This is a genomic window from Aggregatimonas sangjinii (assembly GCF_005943945.1).
GTDB lineage: Bacteria > Bacteroidota > Bacteroidia > Flavobacteriales > Flavobacteriaceae > Pelagihabitans > Pelagihabitans sangjinii.
Genome location: NZ_CP040710.1, coordinates 1,095,488 through 1,116,241 on the forward strand (window position 1 = coordinate 1,095,488; position 20,754 = coordinate 1,116,241).

The 20,754-nt window shown below is 39.1% G+C and carries 22 protein-coding genes; 6 read left to right on the forward strand and 16 right to left on the reverse strand.

Features of this window, described 5'->3' with window-relative positions; all coding sequences use genetic code 11:
* The first annotated feature begins 6 nt into the window (after positions 1 to 6).
* The 3 genes from FGM00_RS20070 (at position 7) to FGM00_RS04595 (ending at position 3,777) form a co-directional block, all read left to right on the forward strand.
* Positions 7 to 372, forward strand: coding sequence for a site-specific integrase (locus tag FGM00_RS20070; RefSeq protein WP_317130258.1), 366 nt, complete (start codon positions 7 to 9; stop codon positions 370 to 372).
* Between the two features lie 330 nt (positions 373 to 702).
* Positions 703 to 2,493 carry a ParB/RepB/Spo0J family partition protein gene (locus FGM00_RS04590; RefSeq protein WP_138851773.1) on the forward strand — a complete coding sequence of 597 codons (1,791 nt, stop codon included), beginning with the start codon at positions 703 to 705 and terminating at the stop codon, positions 2,491 to 2,493.
* Positions 2,494 to 2,940: 447 nt separating this feature from the next.
* Entirely contained in the window at positions 2,941 to 3,777 is an 837-nt protein-coding gene (locus FGM00_RS04595) for a DUF932 domain-containing protein (RefSeq protein ID WP_138851774.1), read from the forward strand.
* A gap of 39 nt (positions 3,778 to 3,816) precedes the next feature.
* Here the strand turns inward: FGM00_RS04595 and FGM00_RS04600 are convergent, their stop codons facing one another.
* From FGM00_RS04600 to FGM00_RS04645, 10 genes are all read right to left on the reverse strand, one after another.
* On the reverse strand, positions 3,817 to 4,518 hold the full coding sequence (locus FGM00_RS04600; protein ID WP_138851775.1) for an SDR family oxidoreductase: 702 nt from the start codon (positions 4,516 to 4,518) through the stop codon (positions 3,817 to 3,819).
* Positions 4,519 to 4,565: 47 nt separating this feature from the next.
* Entirely contained in the window at positions 4,566 to 5,498 is a 933-nt protein-coding gene (locus FGM00_RS04605) for an SDR family NAD(P)-dependent oxidoreductase (RefSeq protein ID WP_236262911.1), read from the reverse strand.
* Positions 5,499 to 5,550: 52 nt separating this feature from the next.
* A complete protein-coding gene (locus FGM00_RS04610) occupies positions 5,551 to 7,467 on the reverse strand; it encodes a nuclear transport factor 2 family protein (RefSeq protein WP_138851776.1) in 1,917 nt (638 codons plus the stop codon).
* 162 nt (positions 7,468 to 7,629) lie between these two features.
* Positions 7,630 to 8,091: a helix-turn-helix domain-containing protein gene (locus FGM00_RS04615; protein WP_138851777.1), complete on the reverse strand. Its 462-nt coding sequence runs from the start codon at positions 8,089 to 8,091 to the stop codon at positions 7,630 to 7,632.
* 501 nt (positions 8,092 to 8,592) lie between these two features.
* Positions 8,593 to 9,504 (reverse strand): helix-turn-helix domain-containing protein, encoded by a 912-nt coding sequence (locus tag FGM00_RS04620; protein WP_138851778.1) that lies wholly within the window; start codon positions 9,502 to 9,504, stop codon positions 8,593 to 8,595.
* Positions 9,505 to 9,744: 240 nt separating this feature from the next.
* Positions 9,745 to 10,575, reverse strand: coding sequence for an oxidoreductase (locus FGM00_RS04625; RefSeq protein WP_138851779.1), 831 nt, complete (start codon positions 10,573 to 10,575; stop codon positions 9,745 to 9,747).
* Complete coding sequence (locus tag FGM00_RS04630; RefSeq protein ID WP_138851780.1) at positions 10,565 to 11,071, reverse strand: SRPBCC family protein; 507 nt, start codon at positions 11,069 to 11,071, stop codon at positions 10,565 to 10,567. The genes FGM00_RS04625 and FGM00_RS04630 overlap by 11 nt, the downstream gene beginning before the upstream one ends.
* The gene (locus FGM00_RS04635) at positions 11,058 to 11,444 is read right to left on the reverse strand and encodes a MauE/DoxX family redox-associated membrane protein (RefSeq protein ID WP_138851781.1); all 387 of its coding nucleotides are present in this window, start codon (positions 11,442 to 11,444) and stop codon (positions 11,058 to 11,060) included. The genes FGM00_RS04630 and FGM00_RS04635 overlap by 14 nt, the downstream gene beginning before the upstream one ends.
* A gap of 2 nt (positions 11,445 to 11,446) precedes the next feature.
* On the reverse strand, positions 11,447 to 12,112 hold the full coding sequence (locus FGM00_RS04640; RefSeq protein ID WP_138851782.1) for a peroxiredoxin-like family protein: 666 nt from the start codon (positions 12,110 to 12,112) through the stop codon (positions 11,447 to 11,449).
* A 99-nt stretch (positions 12,113 to 12,211) separates the two neighbouring features.
* Positions 12,212 to 12,799, reverse strand: coding sequence for a Crp/Fnr family transcriptional regulator (locus FGM00_RS04645; RefSeq protein WP_138851783.1), 588 nt, complete (start codon positions 12,797 to 12,799; stop codon positions 12,212 to 12,214).
* 291 nt (positions 12,800 to 13,090) lie between these two features.
* On the opposite strand from FGM00_RS04645, the gene FGM00_RS04650 reads away from it, so the two are divergent.
* The 3 genes from FGM00_RS04650 to FGM00_RS04660 all read left to right on the forward strand — a co-directional run bounded on the left by FGM00_RS04650 (position 13,091) and on the right by FGM00_RS04660 (position 14,847).
* The gene (locus FGM00_RS04650; RefSeq protein WP_138851784.1) at positions 13,091 to 13,666 is read left to right on the forward strand and encodes a Crp/Fnr family transcriptional regulator; all 576 of its coding nucleotides are present in this window, start codon (positions 13,091 to 13,093) and stop codon (positions 13,664 to 13,666) included.
* A 96-nt stretch (positions 13,667 to 13,762) separates the two neighbouring features.
* Positions 13,763 to 14,215, forward strand: coding sequence for a YybH family protein (locus tag FGM00_RS04655; protein ID WP_138851785.1), 453 nt, complete (start codon positions 13,763 to 13,765; stop codon positions 14,213 to 14,215).
* Between the two features lie 131 nt (positions 14,216 to 14,346).
* Entirely contained in the window at positions 14,347 to 14,847 is a 501-nt protein-coding gene (locus FGM00_RS04660; protein ID WP_138851786.1) for a hypothetical protein, read from the forward strand.
* Between the two features lie 48 nt (positions 14,848 to 14,895).
* On the opposite strand, the gene FGM00_RS04665 is transcribed toward FGM00_RS04660, so the two are convergent.
* The 6 genes from FGM00_RS04665 to FGM00_RS04690 all read right to left on the reverse strand — a co-directional run bounded on the left by FGM00_RS04665 (position 14,896) and on the right by FGM00_RS04690 (position 20,741).
* On the reverse strand, positions 14,896 to 15,927 hold the full coding sequence (locus FGM00_RS04665) for a zinc-dependent alcohol dehydrogenase family protein (protein WP_138851787.1): 1,032 nt from the start codon (positions 15,925 to 15,927) through the stop codon (positions 14,896 to 14,898).
* Positions 15,924 to 16,835 carry a haloalkane dehalogenase gene (locus FGM00_RS04670; protein WP_138851788.1) on the reverse strand — a complete coding sequence of 304 codons (912 nt, stop codon included), beginning with the start codon at positions 16,833 to 16,835 and terminating at the stop codon, positions 15,924 to 15,926. Before FGM00_RS04670 ends, FGM00_RS04665 begins: the two co-directional genes overlap by 4 nt.
* A gap of 3 nt (positions 16,836 to 16,838) precedes the next feature.
* Positions 16,839 to 17,729: a DUF6503 family protein gene (locus FGM00_RS04675; RefSeq protein ID WP_138851789.1), complete on the reverse strand. Its 891-nt coding sequence runs from the start codon at positions 17,727 to 17,729 to the stop codon at positions 16,839 to 16,841.
* 52 nt (positions 17,730 to 17,781) lie between these two features.
* The gene (locus FGM00_RS04680) at positions 17,782 to 18,363 is read right to left on the reverse strand and encodes a TetR/AcrR family transcriptional regulator (protein WP_138851790.1); all 582 of its coding nucleotides are present in this window, start codon (positions 18,361 to 18,363) and stop codon (positions 17,782 to 17,784) included.
* Positions 18,364 to 18,865: 502 nt separating this feature from the next.
* Positions 18,866 to 19,771 carry a DUF6268 family outer membrane beta-barrel protein gene (locus tag FGM00_RS04685; RefSeq protein ID WP_138851791.1) on the reverse strand — a complete coding sequence of 302 codons (906 nt, stop codon included), beginning with the start codon at positions 19,769 to 19,771 and terminating at the stop codon, positions 18,866 to 18,868.
* A gap of 112 nt (positions 19,772 to 19,883) precedes the next feature.
* Positions 19,884 to 20,741, reverse strand: coding sequence for a phosphatase PAP2 family protein (locus FGM00_RS04690; RefSeq protein ID WP_138851792.1), 858 nt, complete (start codon positions 20,739 to 20,741; stop codon positions 19,884 to 19,886).
* Positions 20,742 to 20,754: the final 13 nt, after the last annotated feature.

Consider the following 20,754-nt stretch of genomic DNA (forward strand, 5'->3'; position numbering starts at 1 on the left):
CCCTTATTGGATGAGGCATCGAAGATTTTAGAGACATATGTCGAATATCCTATCAAAAACAATGGAAAGCTATTACCGGTATTTTCGAACCAGAAAGTGAATCTCTATCTTAAGGATATTTGTAAAGCCTTAGGGGTCGAGAAAAACCTGACCTTTCATTCCGCGCGACATACATTTGCCACCACGGTAACACTATCCAACGGGGTCCCTATTGAAACAGTTTCGAAAATGTTAGGGCACACAAAAATCTCAACAACCCAGATTTACGCTAGGGTCATGGAGACAAAAGTTTCGTTGGATATGATCGCGCTCAGAAGTAAGTTAAATGATAGTGATATCCATCTGGAGAAAAGAAAATCATCCGTAAAATAGATTTATGTCAAAAATGTGATGCCATGAACAGCAGTCTGAAAAGTTCTGGGCAACACTAATTAATTCTTTTCTGGAAAAGAGTCTTCCCATTCGTGAATTAAATAGGAAGACTCTTTTGTGCTACGATATAGAGACCTCTTGTATTCTAAAAGGAAGTTTTTATCATACAATATTACCGAAATATAAACTCGTAAAATACTTCCATCAAAAGACTACGGCATAAAGCCGACGCTTCTTCCCCTACCCATTTATTCCGTTTCCTTTTGAGCCAAGATTTTATCTTCCGTTTGGTTTCTGCTCAAATATTGTTTAATCAAAAATTTGAGTATTATGACAACAAAAACGAGTACCACAAGAAAAAGAAGTAAAGCAAAAGTTGCTACTGCTTCTAAAGAACAAATGAATGGAAAGTCTGTAGGACTTGAAATCCTAAATCTGGACATTGGAAAGATTAAGCCTGACCCAGAACAGCCTAGAAAAACGTTTGATGAAAAGCATCTAGAACATCTTTCTCAAAGTATCCAAGAACACGGTGTACTGCAACCGATAACGGTAAGAAAATCTGGAAAAGATTTCGTTATCGTAATGGGCGAGAGAAGATTTCGCGCAAGCAAAATGGCAAATAAGAAAAGGATACCGTGTATCGTCAGAGATTATGAGAACAATGAAGTCTTAGAGATTCAAATTATCGAGAATCTACAACGACAGGATGTTGAGCCTACTGAAGAAGCTGAGGCGATTGCGTATTTAAGTGAAAAATATGAACCGGCTGATATCGCAAAACGATTAGGCAGAACCGACAACTTTATTAGACAGCGTCTAAAACTAGCTGGGTTGATAGATGGTTTTAAGCGATACGTTCGCAATGGTGAAATGACGATTTCGTTAGGTGTTGGTGTAGCGCTTTTTGAGCCAGAGGAACAGCAGATGATGTTGGAAACTATGGGCGAAGATTTTAGTGCCCATCAAATCAACAGAATGATTAAGGACCAAACCTACGACTTGGAAAAAGTATCTTTTGATGTAACTGATAAGAAGTTGGTTCCGAAAGCAGGTTCGTGCGTAGAATGTCCTTTCAATGCTGTAAATCAGGGAAATCTATTTGGTGAGGGTAAAATGGTCTGCACAAAATCAGCTTGTTTTGAAACGAAGAAAAGCCAGTCGTTCCTGAATCTTATCGAGAAATCCAAGAAAGAAAATGTTCTACTGATTCCTGAAATTAGAAAGTATTGGGTAGATGACGAGAACAATCAGCTCGTTATTTCAAAATTGAAAAAAAATGGCTTGAAGGTCTATCTGCTGGATGATGTTGAAATCATCGAAAATCCAATTATGCCAACAATAGAGGCCATCAAGAAAGAATACCAACATTACGACTATTCCGAGGATGAGTTGAATGGCGAACTTGAGGAAGCGACAGAGGGCTATAATAAAGAATTGGAAGCATACAATTCAGCCAAAGAAAATGGATTCGTGGTCGGTATCGTCTTTCATCCAGACACTTACCAAAACAAGGAAGTGTTTCTAAAGGTGATTGAAAAATCAGAAGATAAATCAGCTGAATATTCAACACCAGTGTCCAACAGAAAAATGGCAGATTGCACGCCCGAAGAACAAATAGTAAAGGTTAAACAAAGAGAAATCCGTAAAAAGCACATTGAGAACAACAAGCAGTTTGAAGAGGTAGTTAAGATGATTCGTGAGACCGACTACATCGATACCAAGAAGACACTATCCACAGTTGAAATGATTGCATTCTCTTTAACGCTCTATGAAAATAATGTGGATTATGTTGGAAGACAACGATTCTTTTCAAAGCTTTTGGGTAATACATCCAAGATGACAGATGTAGAAGTTGTAGAAAATTTCAAGAAGAATTTCAAAAAAGAAATCTTTCATAAGCTGATAAGGTATATCCTAACAAAGCAGGTGCATTTTGTCGAAAACAATCATACAAATAGCTTGACGAATATTTCATTTTATAACGCAATGCAAGGCTATTATAAATCCAAAATTATCATTATTGAAAAAGAATATGCTGAAATAAGAAATAAGCGTGAAGAACGGTTGAAAGAACGAATAGCAGTTCTTGAAAAGAAAGTCAAGGCGCTGAAAGAGTAGTTTTTGTTGTTGAGAAGAAGGGCTGGCATTCGTGCTGGCTCTTCTTTTTTTTTTTAGATAATTGTTGATGCAAAATCAGTGGTTAGGTAGAAAAAATAATCAATCAATAGTAGTCGCAAAGGTAAACTCGTAAAATACACCCATCAAAAGACTACGGCATAAAGCCAACGCTTCTTCCACTACTCATTTATTCCGTTTCCTTTTGAGCTGAGATTTTAGCTTCCGTTTGGGTACTGCTCAAACATTGTTTAACTAAAATTTCAACATTATGAAACGAGTATCAAGAAGTACCAAAATTCCACTACAAAATTTAGAGAAACACTATCAATCGAGTAGCGAAAATTACAACATTGAAGGTGCAGAAAGTCACTTGGCTTACTAAAGGGAAAAGTATCCAATGTACTACTCTGTCCTATTGCAAAACGTTTAATCTAAAATTCAAAAATTATGTATTTACAAAATTTACAGCAGGATGAAATCTTCGTTTCATCAGAAATGAAATCCTTAAAAAGTCTGACACAGATGGAATCCCGAAGAGGGCTTGAAAATGCCATCATCTCAAATGGAAAAATCGTAAATGTGGTCTCGAATAGCTACGGACACATTCCTAATCAACTGTTCTTCAAGAAAGCTGAAGAAATGCTAACCGATGCACAATTGAACTTCCATAAACGCACCATTAACAAGAATGACAGGTCGTTCATTACAGACTTTATCATAGACGACAAAAGCCAGTTTACGGTTAAGAACGATAAGGACTTGATATTGCCGATGCTTCGATTCAAAAATTCTTATGATGGAAGCGAAAAGACCTCTGGCCACTTCGGGTTTTACAGAAAATTGTGTTCCAATGGCTTACACGTTTCTCAAGCCGAAATTGAGTTTTCAATCAAGCACAGTAAGAACAATACACACCTTATTATGCCGAGGTTGAGTAATCTTTTCGATAAGTTTCTAGACAATGAATTCTATACTATAATCAAGAAATTTGATAAGATGAAAGAATTTAAAATCATCGACACAAAAGAGTTTGTAAAAGCAATCCTCGATAAGACTAAACTCTTCAGATATGAATGTAGCGATAAGAACAGTGACCCCTCAAAAAAGTCTCGTGAAGTCATTGAGATATTGAACTACGAAGCCTTGTTGCTCAATGAAGAACCGAATCTTTGGTTAGGTTACAATGCCTTTAATTCGGTTTTGCATAATACTTTGAAAAAGAGCTTTGGCCAGCAAGAACGATTGGACAAAAAGCTATTCGAAGAAGTGTATGAAATGGCTTAAAGCCAAAAGGTTTATCCAGTACCTTAAAACTGGATTTTTTTACCATTCAAGAACCTGTTTATCCCTAAAAAATTTACCTGTCATAATACCATCTTTCAATAAAGCTGTCCACACTATGGTTTCCGCACCTTTTTCAGGAGATCTATCCGCATTACCGCCACCCATATCGGTACGTACCCAACCAGGACAGACTGAGTTTACGAGAATCCCATCGTTTTTTAATTGATTCGCAAGGGCGAGTGTGATTCCGTTCAATCCTAATTTGGATAAACTATATCCTGGCGTACTACCATCTTGGCTGGCCAATGCGCCCGAACCACTGGATACATTGACAATGCTTGCCCTATCGCTATTTCTGAGTAACGGAAGAAAGGTCTGCGTCATTTGCAGAGGTGCTATTGCATTTGTTTTGAATGTGGCAAGGACTTCATCTAGATTGGCATTTTCAATGTTTTGGTGAGTATCATAATTAATACCTGCATTGTTAATGAGGATATCGAGTTTTCCGAATTCCGCTTTCGCGAAAGCGTAGCAACTATTTATGCTCGCTTTATCCGTCACATCGAGCTGATGGTAAATCACCTTTCCATATTCAGAAAGCTTTTTTACCGCTTCGATTCCATCATCTTCCGAACGGCTGGTTACGATAACCGTAACGTCTTTTTTGAGCAATTCCTTGGCAACTGCAAAGCCGATACCTCGGTTTGCGCCGGTTACCAGAGCTATTTTATGATTCTTCATAGTTATAAAATTAAGAAGACGGTGACAAAATCATCATCCTGAATTGATTATTGAAGTTTTGGTGGCGCAAAGGGTCCTGTAAGCATACCCATTGTTACATCTAAATCTATCCCTTGAATGGAAGACGGCGCATCTGCAGATGCTAGAAATAGTACAATGTCTGCCATTTCTTCTACCGTATTTGTTCTGTGTTGAATATTTGGTGCTTGGGCTTCATCCGGATTTGCGCCTTGCGCTTCTATGGCGGCCCTTCGCATAGGTGTATCTACACCGCCTGGTGAAATTGCCACGACTCTTATCCCATTTTTTCCATAATCCAAGGCGCCACCTTTAGTAAGGCCACTTACGCCGTGTTTGCTCACGGAATATGGTGAAATACCAGCAAAACCACCGTGAGCAGATACACTTGAGTTATTTATGATTACCCCTTTGAGTCCATACCTTCCCCAAGCCTCATTTGCCAGCATTTGCGGAATCTCATTTTTCATACTGATAAATGTGCCTCGCGTGTTGGTTTTCCAAACATCGTCAAATGCTTCCGTTTTTATTTCTGCAATGGGTTTATTCCCTTTTAAATTATCCAATCCAAAGACGATTCCTGCATTGTTGAAGGCGATATGTACATTTCCATATTTCTCTTTTACGAGCTGAAAAAATCTTATAACTTCTTCCTCATTTCTAATATCAGTCTGAACAAAAGTGGCTTCACCACCAGCATTTCGGATTTGGGTTTCTACTTCTTTGCCTAATTTTTCCCTTCGCCCTAGAAATGCAACTTTTGCGCCTTCTAATGCAAAAGCTATCGCGGTAGCCTTTCCGATTCCAGAAGTGGCACCGGTCACTACCACTACCTTATTTTCAAATCTTTTTGTGATAGGAAGCTTATTCTCATTAGTACTTGCCATCGCATTAACTGCTGTTCCCGTTCCTAGCCCCATAAGTGCTAGACCACCTGTTTTTATTAATTCTCTTCGTTTCATAACATCTTGTTTTATAAAGGGTTCATCTGTGCGAAGACGAACCCTTTCATTTTTACTTCAAATAATTAACAACCTCGTTCATCGCAGCACTCACCGCGTCTTCTTCATAATAAAGTTGCTGTTGGTTATAGTCATTCAACCATTTGATTTCTTTTTTACCATCCAATAGTTCATAGAACTGCTTCGCACCTTGTGGTACGGCACCGCTCTCACTATGCACGATAAAGACAGGTTGTTTGATTTCTTTTCCTGCGGAAATACCATCAAACGTCAACCAAGGTTTCCAGCTGCTCACTGCAAAGCGATTATCGTATTTTGGTCCTGCTGCTTTTCCGGGATTTAAGTAATAGTCAAATGCGCCGTGAGGAACATACATTGCGCTTAATGGGTCGAGCTCACTAGCGGCTAAAACATATTCCATCTCGCCAGTTTCGGCAAACCTCTTTTTGGCTTCTTCGGCTGCCTTTAAGAGACCATCCGTTCCGCCTGGTCGCATATCGTAAATGCTTTTGGCGATTTCTGCATTATGTAACCAAGGTGCTACTAGTATCAATCTTGTGATACGCTCATCCTGTGCGGTAGCGTGTGCCATATAGCCCGAACTTGCACAAACACCGAGGGCGGATAGCTCATCCATATCGATGTTAGGGTGTGTTTCCAAAAAATCTACGGCACTCTTGATATCGGCAATTTTCAGGTTGTAATCTTCAACTTGTCTGGGCTGTCCTTCACTTTCACCAAAACCGGTAAAGTCGAAGGTCAAGGTGATAAAACCATCCTTGGCCAAAATACTTGCATATTCATCGGGCATTTGCTCTTTGATACTCGTCCAGCTTCCCGTTACGATGGCCGACGGATATTTTTTGCTCTCGTCAAAGTTTGGTGGTAGAAACAGATGACCTCTGAGATTTACACCGTTACTATTGAAATTTACTTCCTTTAAGGAAACACCACTGTCAGTTCTCGCGCCTGCATCGTGCATAGAATAATGTACAGGCTGTAATCCGGGCCATCCGCTCAATAGTACATTGGGATTAAAGTATTCTACGAAATTTGAGATTTTATCACCTTTTAACGTAAAGATGCCCACATAGCTATTGTTATAAGGTTTGCCTTCGTTTGTGGTAACAGTGCCTTTATATTTGGCGATATAGACATTCGGATTTTGGGTGGTCAGGTATTCCACATCGTATTCTTGAACGTAGTTCATTACGCCTGTATATTGATTCTTGATTTCCGAAACGCCGTCCAATACCTTTGGAAAATTCTCGGGCGATAGTGGCATTTCCTGTTTAGCGTCATCTGTGAACGATGCCAATACGTCTTCTAGTTTTCGTTCTTCCAAAGCCTTAAAAAAATTGTCGATAACCGCCGTTTTATCTTGTTCCGCTTTCGCGAAAGCGATAACCCTACCATCCTTTACCCGTTGCATTGCTAATGCCGGTAACGAAGTGTCACCCGATTGCTCGAATAAGGATGCATCGATACGTGCCAGTTTCCATTTTCCGTTCTCGTTGATATATTCAGTATCATAGCCCACGAAGACCGTCCATTCCTTATCGTCCAAAAAGTGTGTGGCGATACCGTCAAGTGTTGCTGTAGCTCGGTTTCCCGCTATCCAAATCGCAAAATTATGTACTTGGTGCACGGTTCTTTCAAAGCCGGGCAATACCTGTTGCCAACCGCCTACGATGTCATCGGGACTTTTAAACCCTGCATCACCGCCTAAAGAGGTATAATCTACATAGACCGAATCGGTCATCGTTTCTTTTACCGCATTCCAATCTCTATTGTCCGTAGCTTCAAATAAGGTTTTGGCCACAGCTCGGATGGCTTTTTGTTCTGTGTCGTTCTGTTTTACTTCTATTGTGTTCATAGCTGTTTCGTTTTTAAGGTTATTGTCTTGATTTCCGTTTTTGCAGGCCATTATTCCTATTAATATGGCTACTACGATTCCTATTTTTTTCATTTTATTCTTGTTTAATTATTTTGATACCACAAAGTTATGGGGATAGGTAACTTGCCTAGCTACGGAATTCAAAGCAAGAAGTACGGAATTCAACGCACGAGAAGATAAGCGAGCCATCCAATACAAAATTGAAGAAAAGAAAACGGAAAATTTGTGACCGGATTACCGCTTTTTGTGACCAGATTTCGGATGTAGTCGAAATTGTCCTGGCGAAATATTTGTAAGACGCTTGAAAAATCGGGAAAACGAAGAATGGTCTGCATAGCCCAATTGAAAGGCAATTTCAGAAACGGTAAATTCGGTATGCGTAAGAAGACTTTTAGCTTCGTTAAGCATTGCGCCATCGATAAGCATTTTGGCACTTTGTCCGCAGGCGTACTTAATGGTCGCTGAGAGATGTTTTGGGGTCATACAGAAAATATCCGCATAATCCGCCACTTGCATACTGGCGTTGAGATGTTTGCTTACTTCCAGTTCAAATCGTGCCACGAGTGCGGTACGACCATTTATGTGTTCCTCTTTTTTCTTCCGACCAGACCATATTCTTTTAATGGTATTCAATAATGCCCATAGGTATCCACTGATAATCTGAGTCGAGAATGAATCTTGCTGTTCATAGAGCAAATTGATTTTTTCAAAAAGAAGGTTGAGTTCTCTTAGCTCGGTGTAGCTGAGCTCAACAAGTACATCCGTATTGGAATAGGAAAAAAGGGAAAATCCTTTACGAATTCTGCGTTGTCAGAATTGAACGAAAGGAATTCAGGCTTGAAATACAATGTAAAACCATTAAGCATCTTCATTGCATCAGCAGATACTTCGATTCATTGCAATTGCCTCGGCGGTACCAATTGCAGGGTGGCATCACTCAATTTTTCAGAATAATGAGAATATCGATATAAAATATCGGCGTTTATAAAGAGACTGATATCAAAGAAGTGTTGACGAAAAAATGGTGTTATACAACCCGAATCTTTCCTCATATTTGTATTTAGCCTGTAGATATGAAAGATGGATTGTTCAGGTGCTCTACGAAAGCCAAAATTATATAGGCAAGAATTAAATTCTTTATAGTCTTCTATTTGATTCATTATAAAAATGTGCGTATAAAGATAATAAAATACAGTTTTAACGCTGTTTTCTAAATTGTGAGGGCGTCATTCCCATTTGCTTTTTGAAGAAATTTGCGAAATGGTTCGGGTAATTGTAGTAGAGGTCAAAGGCGATTTCTTTGATGCTTTTAGTTGTGTTGGTCAGTTTGGATTTTGATAGACTTAGGATATGGCCATAAATGATTTCGGAAGCCGAACTGTCCGTTATGCGTTTGACGACCGCATTGAAATGGTTAGGATGCATATTGAGTTTATCGGCATAAAACTGGACTTGATTTGGTAATGCGTCATTGTAAGTCTGTCCGGGATGAAAGGCAATATCGAGCATTGTTTTAAAACGACTGACCGTTGTCAGGTCCTGCGTGCGTTGTGTGGTAGTTATCGTTTTACTTTTAATAGAGTAGTCGTACAATCGTGATACTTTATGCAATAAGATATGTAGATAATGCCTGATGATATCTTCGGCCTTTGCACTATTTGTTCTATGCTCTTTAAAGATATCGGCAAATACTTTTGAGAAAAGTAAGGCCGTATCTGCATCCATATCCAAGGGGATAGTATTGTCTATGAGCAAAAAAGGAAAATCTTCGGTAATACGCTTTCGCGAAAGCGCACCTCTATAAAAATTCTCAGAAAATATGACATAGAAGCCTTCCCAGTCTGGTGCAATATCCCACTGGATAATTTGATATGGTGAATTGAAGAAAACGGTCGCTTTTTTATCTGCTGTACTGTAGTTGCCTGTTTTTGCGAAACCACCGCCATCTAGTTTAACAGCAATGGCATAGAACTCGTGCTTAAATGGTGGCATATTATGATGCACGGTTTTCATATTTTCCTCGAAACTTCGAATGTCAAATTCTGGCCAACGTGGTTTTGAAATGCCGATGCCCTTGCAATATGCTTCTAATGTGGAAAAATGGTTCAAATTATCATAAAGTGATTTTAACAAAAATACGGAAATACTACTTTTATTCTGTTCAGCCCATTCCCCTACATTTCGCGAAAAGCTACATTTCGGGAAAAGAGCTTCACTAAAATATCTTGGACACAATCCCCAATTTTAACTTTCCATTCCGTTAACCCTTCCCGCTGCTCTGGGAAGGAACACTACATTCCCGAGCCGAAATTGTGAATAGAGTTCGCTTTAAAAAGAGCCATTGGGAAATTAGTAAACCGCAGTTTGCGCTATTTCCTTGTTAGCTTCCAAATCATCTCGGACACTATCCAATTTCATTCCAATGGTCATTAGTGCCACTTTACCAAGAGGAAGACGAAGCGATGGCTTTTCGGAATTCACCAAATCAATAATTGCTTTGGCAGCTTTTTCTGGGTCACCCTCTTGTTTACCGTCTACGCCTTTGAGCTTGGCCCTAAAAGCACCGGCAGTTTCAGCGTAGTCATTGATTTCATTTTCAGCAAGGCCTAAACCGTCACCGGCAAATTTCGTACGGAACGGACCTGGTTCGATAATGGAAACTTTTATGCCCAAAGGTGCGACTTCTTGCGCCAAAGCTTCGCTGAAACCTTCCAAGGCAAACTTACTTGCGTTATAGATTCCGAATCCCGCAAAAGCTTTAATACCACCGTGAGATGATATTTGAACGATTTGTCCATTTTTCTCTTCTCGCATATACGGTAAAACGGTTTGGGTAAGTTTGAGCGTACCGAAAACATTCGCTTCAAAAACACGTCTTACTTCTTCCATCGAGGTTTCTTCTACCGCGCCTACAAAACCGATGCCTGCATTGTTGACCAATACATCGATACGACCGTATTGTGTGATGATATCTCTGACGGTAGTTTCTATATTTTCTTCATTCGTAATATCCAGTAGAACAGAATGTGCTGTTGTGGCAAATTTCTTATTGAATTCTTCAACCTGAGATTGCTTCCGGAATGTTCCTACAACGAAGTCGCCAGTAGCCATTACAGATTCAGCAAGTGCCTTACCCAATCCGCTTGATATTCCTGTGATAAACCATATTCTATTTTTCATAATATTTATTTTTTACGTTACTTAAAAGTGTTCTTTGAAAGTTGTCGATTGTTGTTCGCATCTTCTCTTCGTTTGTCTTATCTGTTTTAAAGACTGCTTTAAAGCGAATCACAAATTCAGGACTATCTGTTTGCGTGATGCTTATAGTCGCTTTATAATAGGATAGTGGCATCGGTGTTTCCAGCATCTCATACGAGATGACGCGTTTTTTATTATCAAGCTTTGTGATTTCCTCAACGACCTTAGCACCATTTGCGTTTAAAGTCAATGTCACTATGGCACCTTTACCATTACCAATTCCCTCTGTCTCGCCTATGATTTCAGGAACCAGTTTGTCAAGATTTCCCAAATTGGAAATTGCTGTCCATACTTCATCCAAATCAGCATTCAGAACAATGTCGTTCTCAACCTTTACTTTGACCGTATTTTGGGCGTTCAGACTACACATCATCAATAGAAAAGAAAGAGTCAGAATTCCTGTTTTATATAAATCCATAAGTCATTGCTTTTTTGATGTTGTTGAACTGTAGGTAAGATATAATCACGAAAAGAATTGTTGGTAGCAACCATATTCCGTTACCGATAAAGTCGTGGGCGATATGAAAGGCCATAATATTGAAAATCACCGGTAGTAATACCAGCCAACCTATAAATCTAGTTTTGGGAATCAATAGCAGAATTCCGCCGGTAATTTCTGCAATAGCAACTATAATATAGAGATAGGATGTAAACATTGCACCCATAAAACCTTGTGCTGTTGCATCGGCAGGTGGTTCTACTGGGATAAAACCGAAGAATTTATTAAGACCGAATATGATCATTAGTATAGCGAGTAGCCAGATGGCGATGTTTTGAATTGTATTTTTCATCGTTATGATTTTAAAGAGTTAATGATTTCCGAGACTTCCACTCGGTTTCTATAGTCACCGCCTTCCGCTTTCGCGAAAGCGATAGTACCGTCTTGATTGATTACAAATACGGCAGGAAATGGTAATTCCCTAGAATCATCGGAATAATGGGCGTCGAAGTCAAAACCTAATTCAGTCATCTTATCCACTGGTGCGTCACCATTTTTGAAAACAGTCGTATAATTTCTGGCGACGATGTTACCGTTATCGCTCAATACTTCAAATTTGAGCTCGTTCTTTTCCCTGATGCTCAAAGATTCATCTGGGGTTTGTGGCGAAATAGCAACCAATTTTGCACCTAAAGCGTGTATTTCATCTAAGGAATTTTGATAATGTGCCAACTGTAGATTACAGTATGGACACCAGGTTCCCCTATAGAAAACCAACACCACTTTGTTCTTTTGTAATAACTTGGATAACGTGATAGTTTCATCAGATGCATTGGATAACGAAAAATCCGATGCTTTGTCACCAACTTCTACTTTCAATATAGATTGGTGTTCTTTTTGAAGGTTCTGGGCATCGTTGTCAAACACATCCAAAGCCTCTTTAGGAAGCATTTCACCCAAATTTCCTCTTAAATTAGTGAGGGCTTCTTGATAGGTAGGTAAACTTTCTTTAGTATTCATTTTATGTACTTTATAGTTATGTCAATATTGACACTACAAAGTTGCGACTGATGGGTCACTTTAAAAATGAACTAGATTAGGAAATAGTCTTGAACTAGATTAAGATTTTGAGGAAAGGTTCTTTCGGATTTTGGACATAAATTCGGGTGTCATACCCAAATAGGATGCAATTACTTTCTGCGGAACTCGACGGACAATGTTTGGGTAACGTTGTAAAAGTTCAAGGTATTTTTCTTCTGCCGTCATACTCAAATTGGACAGAGCACGCTTTCGTGAAAACGCGAACGCTTTTTCCGTAGAAATTCTGAAATACTCGCTTAGGTTATGAATTTCTTTGCAAAGCCCTTCAATATCCTCATAGGTCATCTGAAAAATAATAGAGTCTTCTAGAGCCTCTACGTAAAGAGTAGCCGGAGTTTGAGTAATATAGCTATAGAAGTCGCTTACAAACCAATCTTCAATAGCGATTTGAACGGTATGCTCTTTGCCATCACCATCTATAAAGTAAGAGCGGAAAGCACCTTTTACTACGTAGTTTCTGTAGTTGCAAACGTAACCAGGTTGGTCAATAAATTGCCGTTTTTTAATCTTGGTTGTACGAATAATGCCAATTAATCGCTCTTTTTCTTCTTCGGAAAGAGTGACATATCGAGCGATATTTTGTAGTATATTATTGTATGTTTCCAAATGGTCTAAGACGGATATTATTGTTTTTTAAATTGACCATAAAGATACATTTATCGAAAAACTTAAAACTTAATCTAGTTCAAGAAACCCGTTCAGCCCATTCCCTTACATGTCTCGAAAAGCTACATTTAGGGAAAAGAACTTCACTATACAGGTTTTGGACACAATCCCCAATTTTGGCTTTCCATTCCCTTAATCCCTACAAACGATTTATTGTGACTCAAATCACATCATACTCTCTTCAATTTCACTATTTTTATAGGTACACATTTTTAAACCCTACCGTAATAATTGAAGGCAGAAAGTCAAATTCTTCGCAATACCTTAAATCAGTTCAATATACTGACAGATGACGAATTTGAGCAATTTCTTAATGTCACTGACCTTCAGCAATTCAAGAAAAAAGAATATCTACTGCGCCAAGGCAATTATCATAGCGGATTGTTCTTTGTAATTGAGGGCGTAGTTGGTCTTTACGAGCTAATGAATGACAAGGAAGTGTATCTTGATTTCTTTCTTACTACCAGTTTTGCAACAGACCTTGAGAGCCTTACCTCACAGACGGTAGCCAGAAAAAACTTGGTGGCACTAGACGATTGTAAAACCTTCTTTTTATCTCGTAAGGAGTTGCTAAAACTATATGACGTTTCCCCTGCATATGAACGTCTCGGGAGAAAAATGCTCGAGCATATAGTAACCCAACAACGCAAACTCACCTCGGTAATAAAAACGCTGTCACCTAAAGAGCAATACGAGTACATAGAAAATAATAGGCCAGAATTACTTCAAATGGTCTCTCTTTCTCATCTAGCATCCTATCTCGGTTTGGCACGCGAAACCTTGAGCCGAATTCGAGCCAAAGGATAAACCTTCTCCTTCTCCCATAGCATTATGTGATTTCAATCACACTTTTTCGCCTTTATAAAAAATAAATTTGTGCTTGTAATCTAAAAACATATTGAGATGAAAAAAATCACATCAATGCTCGTTGCCATTCTATGCCTGAGCGTAATAAGTTGTAAATCACAAAACACAAAAAATGACCCAGCTATGGAAAAAGAAATTAAAGATGTAGTTATCGCTTTCGCGAAAGCGGGAGAAGAAAGAAATATAGCTGCTTACGACGAACTCTTCCACGAAGATTTTAGGGTGATTGCCAACCGATATCCAACGCCGGACAAAACCTCTATAATACCAGCAGCCGGATACATCGCACTTATTACCAAAGGAGTAATAGGCGGAAATAAACTTGAAGTAAAATTTAACGATATAGCTATTGCAGAACACTCGGCTACCGTGCGTGCACATTTTAAGGATGAGAACGGTGGTGGACAATTAGTGACCATATTATTAGTGAAAAATCAAGAGGACAAATGGCAGATGATTGCTGATATGGCTACTCAAATCAAAAAGTGATGAACTTATTTTCGAAATGTATAGTGCTCATAGCATTAATCGCTACATCTATGGCAAACGGACAAAAACTTAAAAATTAAGTGCCCCCGATAACGGCTCCGTCATTTTTGGCGCAGTTTTTTTATATAAAAATGGAAGAAATAGTAATTCAGGTCAATGCTAATAACGTATGGGATTATCTCGGAGAAGGGTTTGGAGATATTGCGGTGTATGATAGTAATGTGATTGAGTCCATAGGTTTTAGTCCACCTATATTAATGAATGCGCCTAGTGATAAAAGGAGGGCTATCTATCCCGAAAACTATGAATACATTGAGCGGTTAATTCAATTTAGTTCAGAAAGTAGAAGTTTAGCTTTTATAAACTTAAGAGGTTTCTCATTTCCCTATAAGAAAATCGAAGTTTCGGTGAAAGTTATATCGCTCGATAAAAATGTTTCCATTCTACGATGGAAAGTTGATATAAAACTAACCTTTTGGACATTTTTCTATATAAAACAGCAGTACTCGAAAGCTATTAGAAAGCACTATCGAACACAGTTTGCAGAATTAAAATACTACCTAGAAAATGACAAGCAGAAAAGGTCATCCAATGTGTCGGATTATAATTTTATGCTTTTGTTTGATTATTGATTTGTGTTTGCTATTTTACATTTTAATCTATACTGGACATTTCAAAATCTATTCGTCATCGATTAAACGTCTTCCAAAATCTGTTGTGACTAAAATCTTCCCTTTCTGTTTATTGGAGGCCATATAATTATAGGCATCTTGTATTTGTTCCAAGCTAAATATCTTATCGACCATAGGGACATATTTTTTAGATTCGAAACCTTGGAACAGGTCTTCTTTCATTTGTTTAAATCGCTCTTCAATTTCTAAGGTCTGAAAAACATAATGTAGTCCTTGAATTGAAACTCCTTTTATAAGCATAGGAAAAAGGGGGAATGATGGCATAGGATTAAGGGCCAATGCCCCGTATACGACTATCTTTGCTTCAAAGGCAGCTGTTTCAATAAGTTGCCCCATAAAATCAGAATCTGCGATAGCATCCATAGCGATGTCAAATCCTTTCTCTTGAGTATATTCCTGTACCGCTTCAACAAGGTTTTCTTCTTCCGTAGCAATTACCAAATCTGCACCTAGCGCTTTAAGGAACTCCTTTTTCTCACTGGTTCTAGTGGTTGCTATCACCTTGGCGTCGTATCGTTTTGCCATTTGAATGGAAGCTGTACCCACACCCGAGCTAGCTGCCGAGATTAACACGGTCTGATTTGCTCCTTTTTCCAGACCACCTCTAAGTACTAGATTGGCATAAGCCGTCCCGTAGGTCATCCATACCGCTGCAGCTTGCTTAAACGAGAGGCTTTTAGGTTTTTTTATGACCGCTTTTACCGGAGCAAGTATATAGTCCCCTAAAAAACCATATTCGGTTGGAGTAATGTTGGGTGTGAGGCAAACTTCATCACCTGTCTTAAAGCCTTCAACACCTAAACCAACTTTTTCTACCACACCCGAAGCTTCAAGACCTAGTAGCGAGGGGGAATTGGGCTGAAAGAGATACTGTCCCTGAAAAAAAAGCTCTTCGGCTCGATTTAATCCTGCAAATTTTATTTTCACTGTAAGCTCGTTCTCTGTTGGTGTGGGAATGTCGCGCTCAACTATATTAAGTACTTCGGTGCCACCTATTTCATTAAATTCTACTCTTTTCATTTGTTGCTTTGATTGAAGGTTTTTATGTACCAGTTTGCTATGCCTTGGCCTATCTCGTGAGGATGTGTTTCTTGTATATAATGCTTTCCTTTTCCTAAATCTATTGCTGTTAGGTTTTTCCAAGTGGCCTTAATCTGTTTGGCCTCCTTTGGTTTGATAATCATCCCTGGCTTTACGTGAAACATCAGCTTAGGGACTTCTGAGTTGGGTAGGTAAGCATTGTAGGCATTGATAATATCAGTACTGAACTTTGGAGTACCGCTTATTGCAATTTGTGAAGGCCATACAAATAAAGGCTTGCGGTGTTCTTCCTTTAAATAAGGAGCTCGATAGTGCTCCATTTCTTCTTTGGTCAGTTTTCTGCCCGTCATCATTGGTAGAAATCGATTTACGAAAAAGTGTTTCTTCACAATCATTTTATACCCTTTCTTAGGGTGACGGAATCTTTTGAAAATAAAACGCTCAATCAAGTTGGCATCACTCCAAGTAATAGACCTAACAATAGCTTCCAAGAATACGATTCCCGATACATTTTCGCGAAAGCGATTTGCATAATGAAACCCTATTCCCGAACACCAATCCTGTATAACGAAAATGATGTTCTTGAGTTGCATCTTATCAATAAAGGCATCCATATACTCAATGTGGTCCTTAAATGTGTAGTCTATGTCAGGTTTTCCAGATTTACCCATACCTATGAGGTCAGGAGCAATGACACGTCCCAATGGCGAAAGATGGGGGATGATATTTCGCCATAAATATGAGGACGTGGGATTTCCGTGTAAGAGCAGGAAAGAATGTTCTGCACTTTTATCACCTTCATCAACATAGTGTATAGAAGATTTCGATACGTCTAAAAAGTTAGACTCAAATGGAAAGGCTGCTGATATTTCTTTTTTATTCGACATATTTTATTCTTTTATTTTGTTGAACCCTATTTGTTCTACCTCCTCAAGAGGATAGAGTAGTTCTCTATCGAAAGAATCAAACTGGTAATTGCTTAAAGCGAAACTGTAAACCTTGTTGTCGAGTTTTTTAGGCCCTTTAAGCTGTATCTGTACATTGCTTGGTAAGTAAGCTCCTATACTTGTTTTCTTGCGTTCATACCGTGCGGTTGCGTGTTGTAAACCCTTAGGCATTGAAATGAAAAAATCATTAATGGTGACCTCTAATAAATCAATATGTTTTGTTGAAGGATTGATATAGACGAGAAAACGGTCGTACTGTTTATTAGGTTCCTCAGTACCCCAAGTAACGTAAACGGTCTCATAGGATTTACCATCTATTTCTTTTGTTCCTGCATATCTAATGATTTCGGCATCTGGTAAATGCATAGGCGCCTCTAGTAAGTAGTGATAGGTGGCCAATCCCCAAATATATCTATCGTGTTCGTGTCTTTTAAGAAAACCGCTACCGACTTCCTTTTTATAACCTTCCCAAGATTGGACTCCTTGTATGACACCTTCTTTTCTGCCTTCTTTGTATTCAACCTGTCCATCAAAACTATTTGTTACCAATCGAAGCTGAAGCTCTTTATTATTATTGCCAGGAAAGGCATTCATAGGCATTAATAGCCAAGTGCCATTCCAATTAAATTTTGTGTTGGCTTCATAAACCTTGGTCTCTGAAAGTTTATCATAGCCCATAGCATTCTTGGCTTTTATTAATAAATCTTTTCCTTTTTGTTCTGCGTTGGTGATGTTGTTTGTTTTTAACGCATCTGTTCGCAAGTCGACCGCTTTACAAGAACCGAGAAGAACGGCTGAGATTACTAGACTCAAAATTTTTACACTTTTGTTCATTCTTATATTTATATTAATTAGACTGTTCTGTTTATTTTAGTTTTAAATTTTTTTAAGTTGAAATGAATTTGAATGTCATTTCGAACCAGACATCCATATACACTCTATTTTTAGTGACTTTTGTTCGAGCGAGAACTCCGTAAAAACCAGCGTGCATATACTCGGCTAATTCAAGAGCGGAGAAATCTTTGGTTATTTCACCTGCATCTTGCCCTTTGGTAATTTCCATAGCCAGTACATTTAGCCAGCCCACAAAATGATTATTAGCTTCCGCACCTATCACATCACTGTGATGGCCAACCTCTACACTCATATTATTGACCAAGCAACCTCCATTGTATCTGTCAGCCTCATTAAGGTTCATCATAAAGTTATAGAAGGATTTCAAGCATTCAATGGGAGACAGGTCGCAGTTTTCAAAGTAATCTTCCATCCAGCATCTATTGTTCTCACCATATTGTTGGATGACCTGCTGGGCAAAATCCTCTTTGGATTCAAAGAAGTTATAGAAAGAACCTTTTGGAATGCCGGACTCTTTTAAAATCTGATTGATGCCCACATTGTGATACCCGTTGGTTCTGAAAACTTCATATCCAACTTTTAAAATGTCTTCTTTGTTATGCTTGTAACCCATATCGGTTACAAATATATAAAATATTTTAAAAAATTAGACTGGTTGGTTTAAAATTTTGAATCCCATAGTTAATAGTCTTATTCAGACCATCGTCTGCAGCCTTATTGGAAAAGATCAAAAAAAATGAAGAAAAATTTAGAATAGCGTAGGGGAATTGTTTTTCAATTATCCCACTCAGCACATTCCCCTACATTCCACGCTTCCCTGCTGAAAAGGCAGGCAATCACTACATTCCGGGAAAAGAGCTTCCTTACAAATATCTTGGACACAATCCCCAATTTCAGCTTTCCATTCCGTTAACCCTTTCCGTCCCGAATCCTCGGGACTGGAAAGGAACACTACATTCCTTAGCCAAAATGGTGAATTAAGTCCGCTTTCTTCATCGGAAAGTCACCCCCTCTGTTTTCTTAACAGAATTTTCGGCGAAGCAGCAGACTTACTCCTTTTCGAAGGATGCTTTTTTACTATGCTAGCTTGCGACTTTATGCGGAAGTTGAATCAATCATATCTTAAATCGTAATCCTGTTCTAAAATAGGTTCCTCGGGTATCATCCAATAACAAAATATTATCCTTTTCGGAATCCCTTAATTGAACGCGTTTATCGAGAATGTAAGAGGCCCGACAGAAAAATTCGAAATGGTCTAAAAAATGGAACTCATACTGAAGACTCATCAGGATCAGGGACATGTTTATACTTTCAGCGCTATCGCCGTTCAGTAAGGGGATTCCATTTTGGATATTAGAGGTAAAACCGTCTAGCTCCGCATACAGCTTTAACCGATGTTTCTCCGAAATATGGTACTGTAGATTGGTTTTGGGCACTCCTAGGTTGTAGGACCATTTCGGATGGAATTTTCTGTAGTAGCTCAAAAAAGGCAATGGATAGGGAAAGCCGCGATTTCCAGAATAGGATATGCCAAAAATGAGCCTTGAAGGTTTACTGCCATCCTGAGATTTGGTTCTATCCCGTAAAAAAACCAACTCGCCGGAAAGCACCAAGTCGTCTGCCTTCAGCTTATCTGCCGCAAGATTGGAGCTCATGCCCGGAGCGAATCTGGCCGCAAACCGCCAATCTTTTTTTAAAGGAAACGTATACCCGATATTCAATTCAAAAACCTGTAGACCGTCAATGGCATTGGTGTTGAAGGGTTGTGGCTCTTTTCCAAAGTTAAGGTCGATATTGGCATACCCCGCACCCACGAACAGATAGGTGCCACTTTTGATTTTTATGGGATAGTTCAGCGTAACTCGGGCTGCCTCATATTCGAAACCGTCATCGGTAGCTGGAAGAAGCGTGTAGTCGACACGGGCCAGGTCTGACAGTTGGGAATGGGATGCTGATGTATGAAAGATGAGAATACCGACAATTAGCGCAAAAAATAGATTATCAAATTTGTTTTTTGGCATCAGTAGGTATACTATGTAATGTTTCTGCTCATAAAGTACGTATGGTAATAACCCAAAAATTAAATATTTATTTGTTTTGACATACTTTAATTTGAAGTACGATTCTAGATAATCAATGGATATGGATAACCACTCCCATTTGCCCTAGGCCGAACTTGAGATTCCATGAAACCTTTTTAGCGCCAGCATTGTATTTTTCATCGTAACGCCGGTCAAGATATCGGTCTATGGATTCTACCGTAGCGATACTTATGGCTGCGCTCAATGCAACATCGGACAACCAATGTGCTCCTTCCCAGATTCGGGATAGGGCCGGGATGGATCCTAAGATATAGATACCCGATTTTACCCAAACATTTTTAAATTGTTTCGCAATGGCATGGGCATTGGATAGGGCCAGTATCGCATGCCCCGAAGGAAAGGAATGCAAATCCTTGTCACTGGCAAAAGGCTCAAAATAGTTTTTCGCCAAACCGGAACGTGGCCTGGCACGACCGGTGACCGACTTAAGTACTTGTTGTAGAAATCCGGTAGCGCTAGCCGATGCAATGAGCAAGACACCGGTTCTTCGTAATTTTTCGTTCTTGAGTGCCAATCCGGTCACATACACTGCTCCTGTGAGCATATAGTTGTTTTCGGGACTTCCGTATAAGAATCCGTAGTCGCTTACGATTTGGGGAATGTCTTCTTTTCGTTTTCTGAAAAATCGGCTTGTTTCGTCATCTACCGTGTATAAGAGAACCGTGCCCGCGCTCACCGCACCGAAGGTAAGCCAATCGTCGCCCTGCCAATGGACAGGTCTGCTATAGGCATACCCCATACCCCCGAAAATACTGCCAATATCATGCTTGAAATAGTCCCATCGCGTATCGTCCGAACTACTATTTGAAGTTTGTTGTCCTTGCAAATAGTTGGAGGCCAAAATCGCAAAGAATAGTACGATCAACTCAGGTTTTAGGTTTGTCTTCATGTTGCTATCCCTT

Coding starts and splice junctions, on each gene's coding strand:
- FGM00_RS04665 (WP_138851787.1), bottom strand. CDS start 15,927: ATGAAAAGAGTAGAATTTAATGAAATAGGTGGCACCGAAGTACTTAAT.
- FGM00_RS04635 (WP_138851781.1), bottom strand. CDS start 11,444: ATGAAAAATACAATTCAAAACATCGCCATCTGGCTACTCGCTATACTA.
- FGM00_RS04590 (WP_138851773.1), top strand. CDS start 703: ATGACAACAAAAACGAGTACCACAAGAAAAAGAAGTAAAGCAAAAGTT.
- FGM00_RS04625 (WP_138851779.1), bottom strand. CDS start 10,575: ATGAAAAATAGAATATGGTTTATCACAGGAATATCAAGCGGATTGGGT.
- FGM00_RS04595 (WP_138851774.1), top strand. CDS start 2,941: ATGTATTTACAAAATTTACAGCAGGATGAAATCTTCGTTTCATCAGAA.
- FGM00_RS04630 (WP_138851780.1), bottom strand. CDS start 11,071: ATGGATTTATATAAAACAGGAATTCTGACTCTTTCTTTTCTATTGATG.
- FGM00_RS04690 (WP_138851792.1), bottom strand. CDS start 20,741: ATGAAGACAAACCTAAAACCTGAGTTGATCGTACTATTCTTTGCGATT.
- FGM00_RS04610 (WP_138851776.1), bottom strand. CDS start 7,467: ATGAAAAAAATAGGAATCGTAGTAGCCATATTAATAGGAATAATGGCC.
- FGM00_RS04640 (WP_138851782.1), bottom strand. CDS start 12,112: ATGAATACTAAAGAAAGTTTACCTACCTATCAAGAAGCCCTCACTAAT.
- FGM00_RS04675 (WP_138851789.1), bottom strand. CDS start 17,729: ATGAACAAAAGTGTAAAAATTTTGAGTCTAGTAATCTCAGCCGTTCTT.
- FGM00_RS04600 (WP_138851775.1), bottom strand. CDS start 4,518: ATGAAGAATCATAAAATAGCTCTGGTAACCGGCGCAAACCGAGGTATC.
- FGM00_RS04685 (WP_138851791.1), bottom strand. CDS start 19,771: ATGCCAAAAAACAAATTTGATAATCTATTTTTTGCGCTAATTGTCGGT.
- FGM00_RS04680 (WP_138851790.1), bottom strand. CDS start 18,363: ATGGGTTACAAGCATAACAAAGAAGACATTTTAAAAGTTGGATATGAA.
- FGM00_RS04605 (WP_236262911.1), bottom strand. CDS start 5,498: ATGAAACGAAGAGAATTAATAAAAACAGGTGGTCTAGCACTTATGGGG.
- FGM00_RS04660 (WP_138851786.1), top strand. CDS start 14,347: ATGGAAGAAATAGTAATTCAGGTCAATGCTAATAACGTATGGGATTAT.
- FGM00_RS04670 (WP_138851788.1), bottom strand. CDS start 16,835: ATGTCGAATAAAAAAGAAATATCAGCAGCCTTTCCATTTGAGTCTAAC.
- FGM00_RS04655 (WP_138851785.1), top strand. CDS start 13,763: ATGAAAAAAATCACATCAATGCTCGTTGCCATTCTATGCCTGAGCGTA.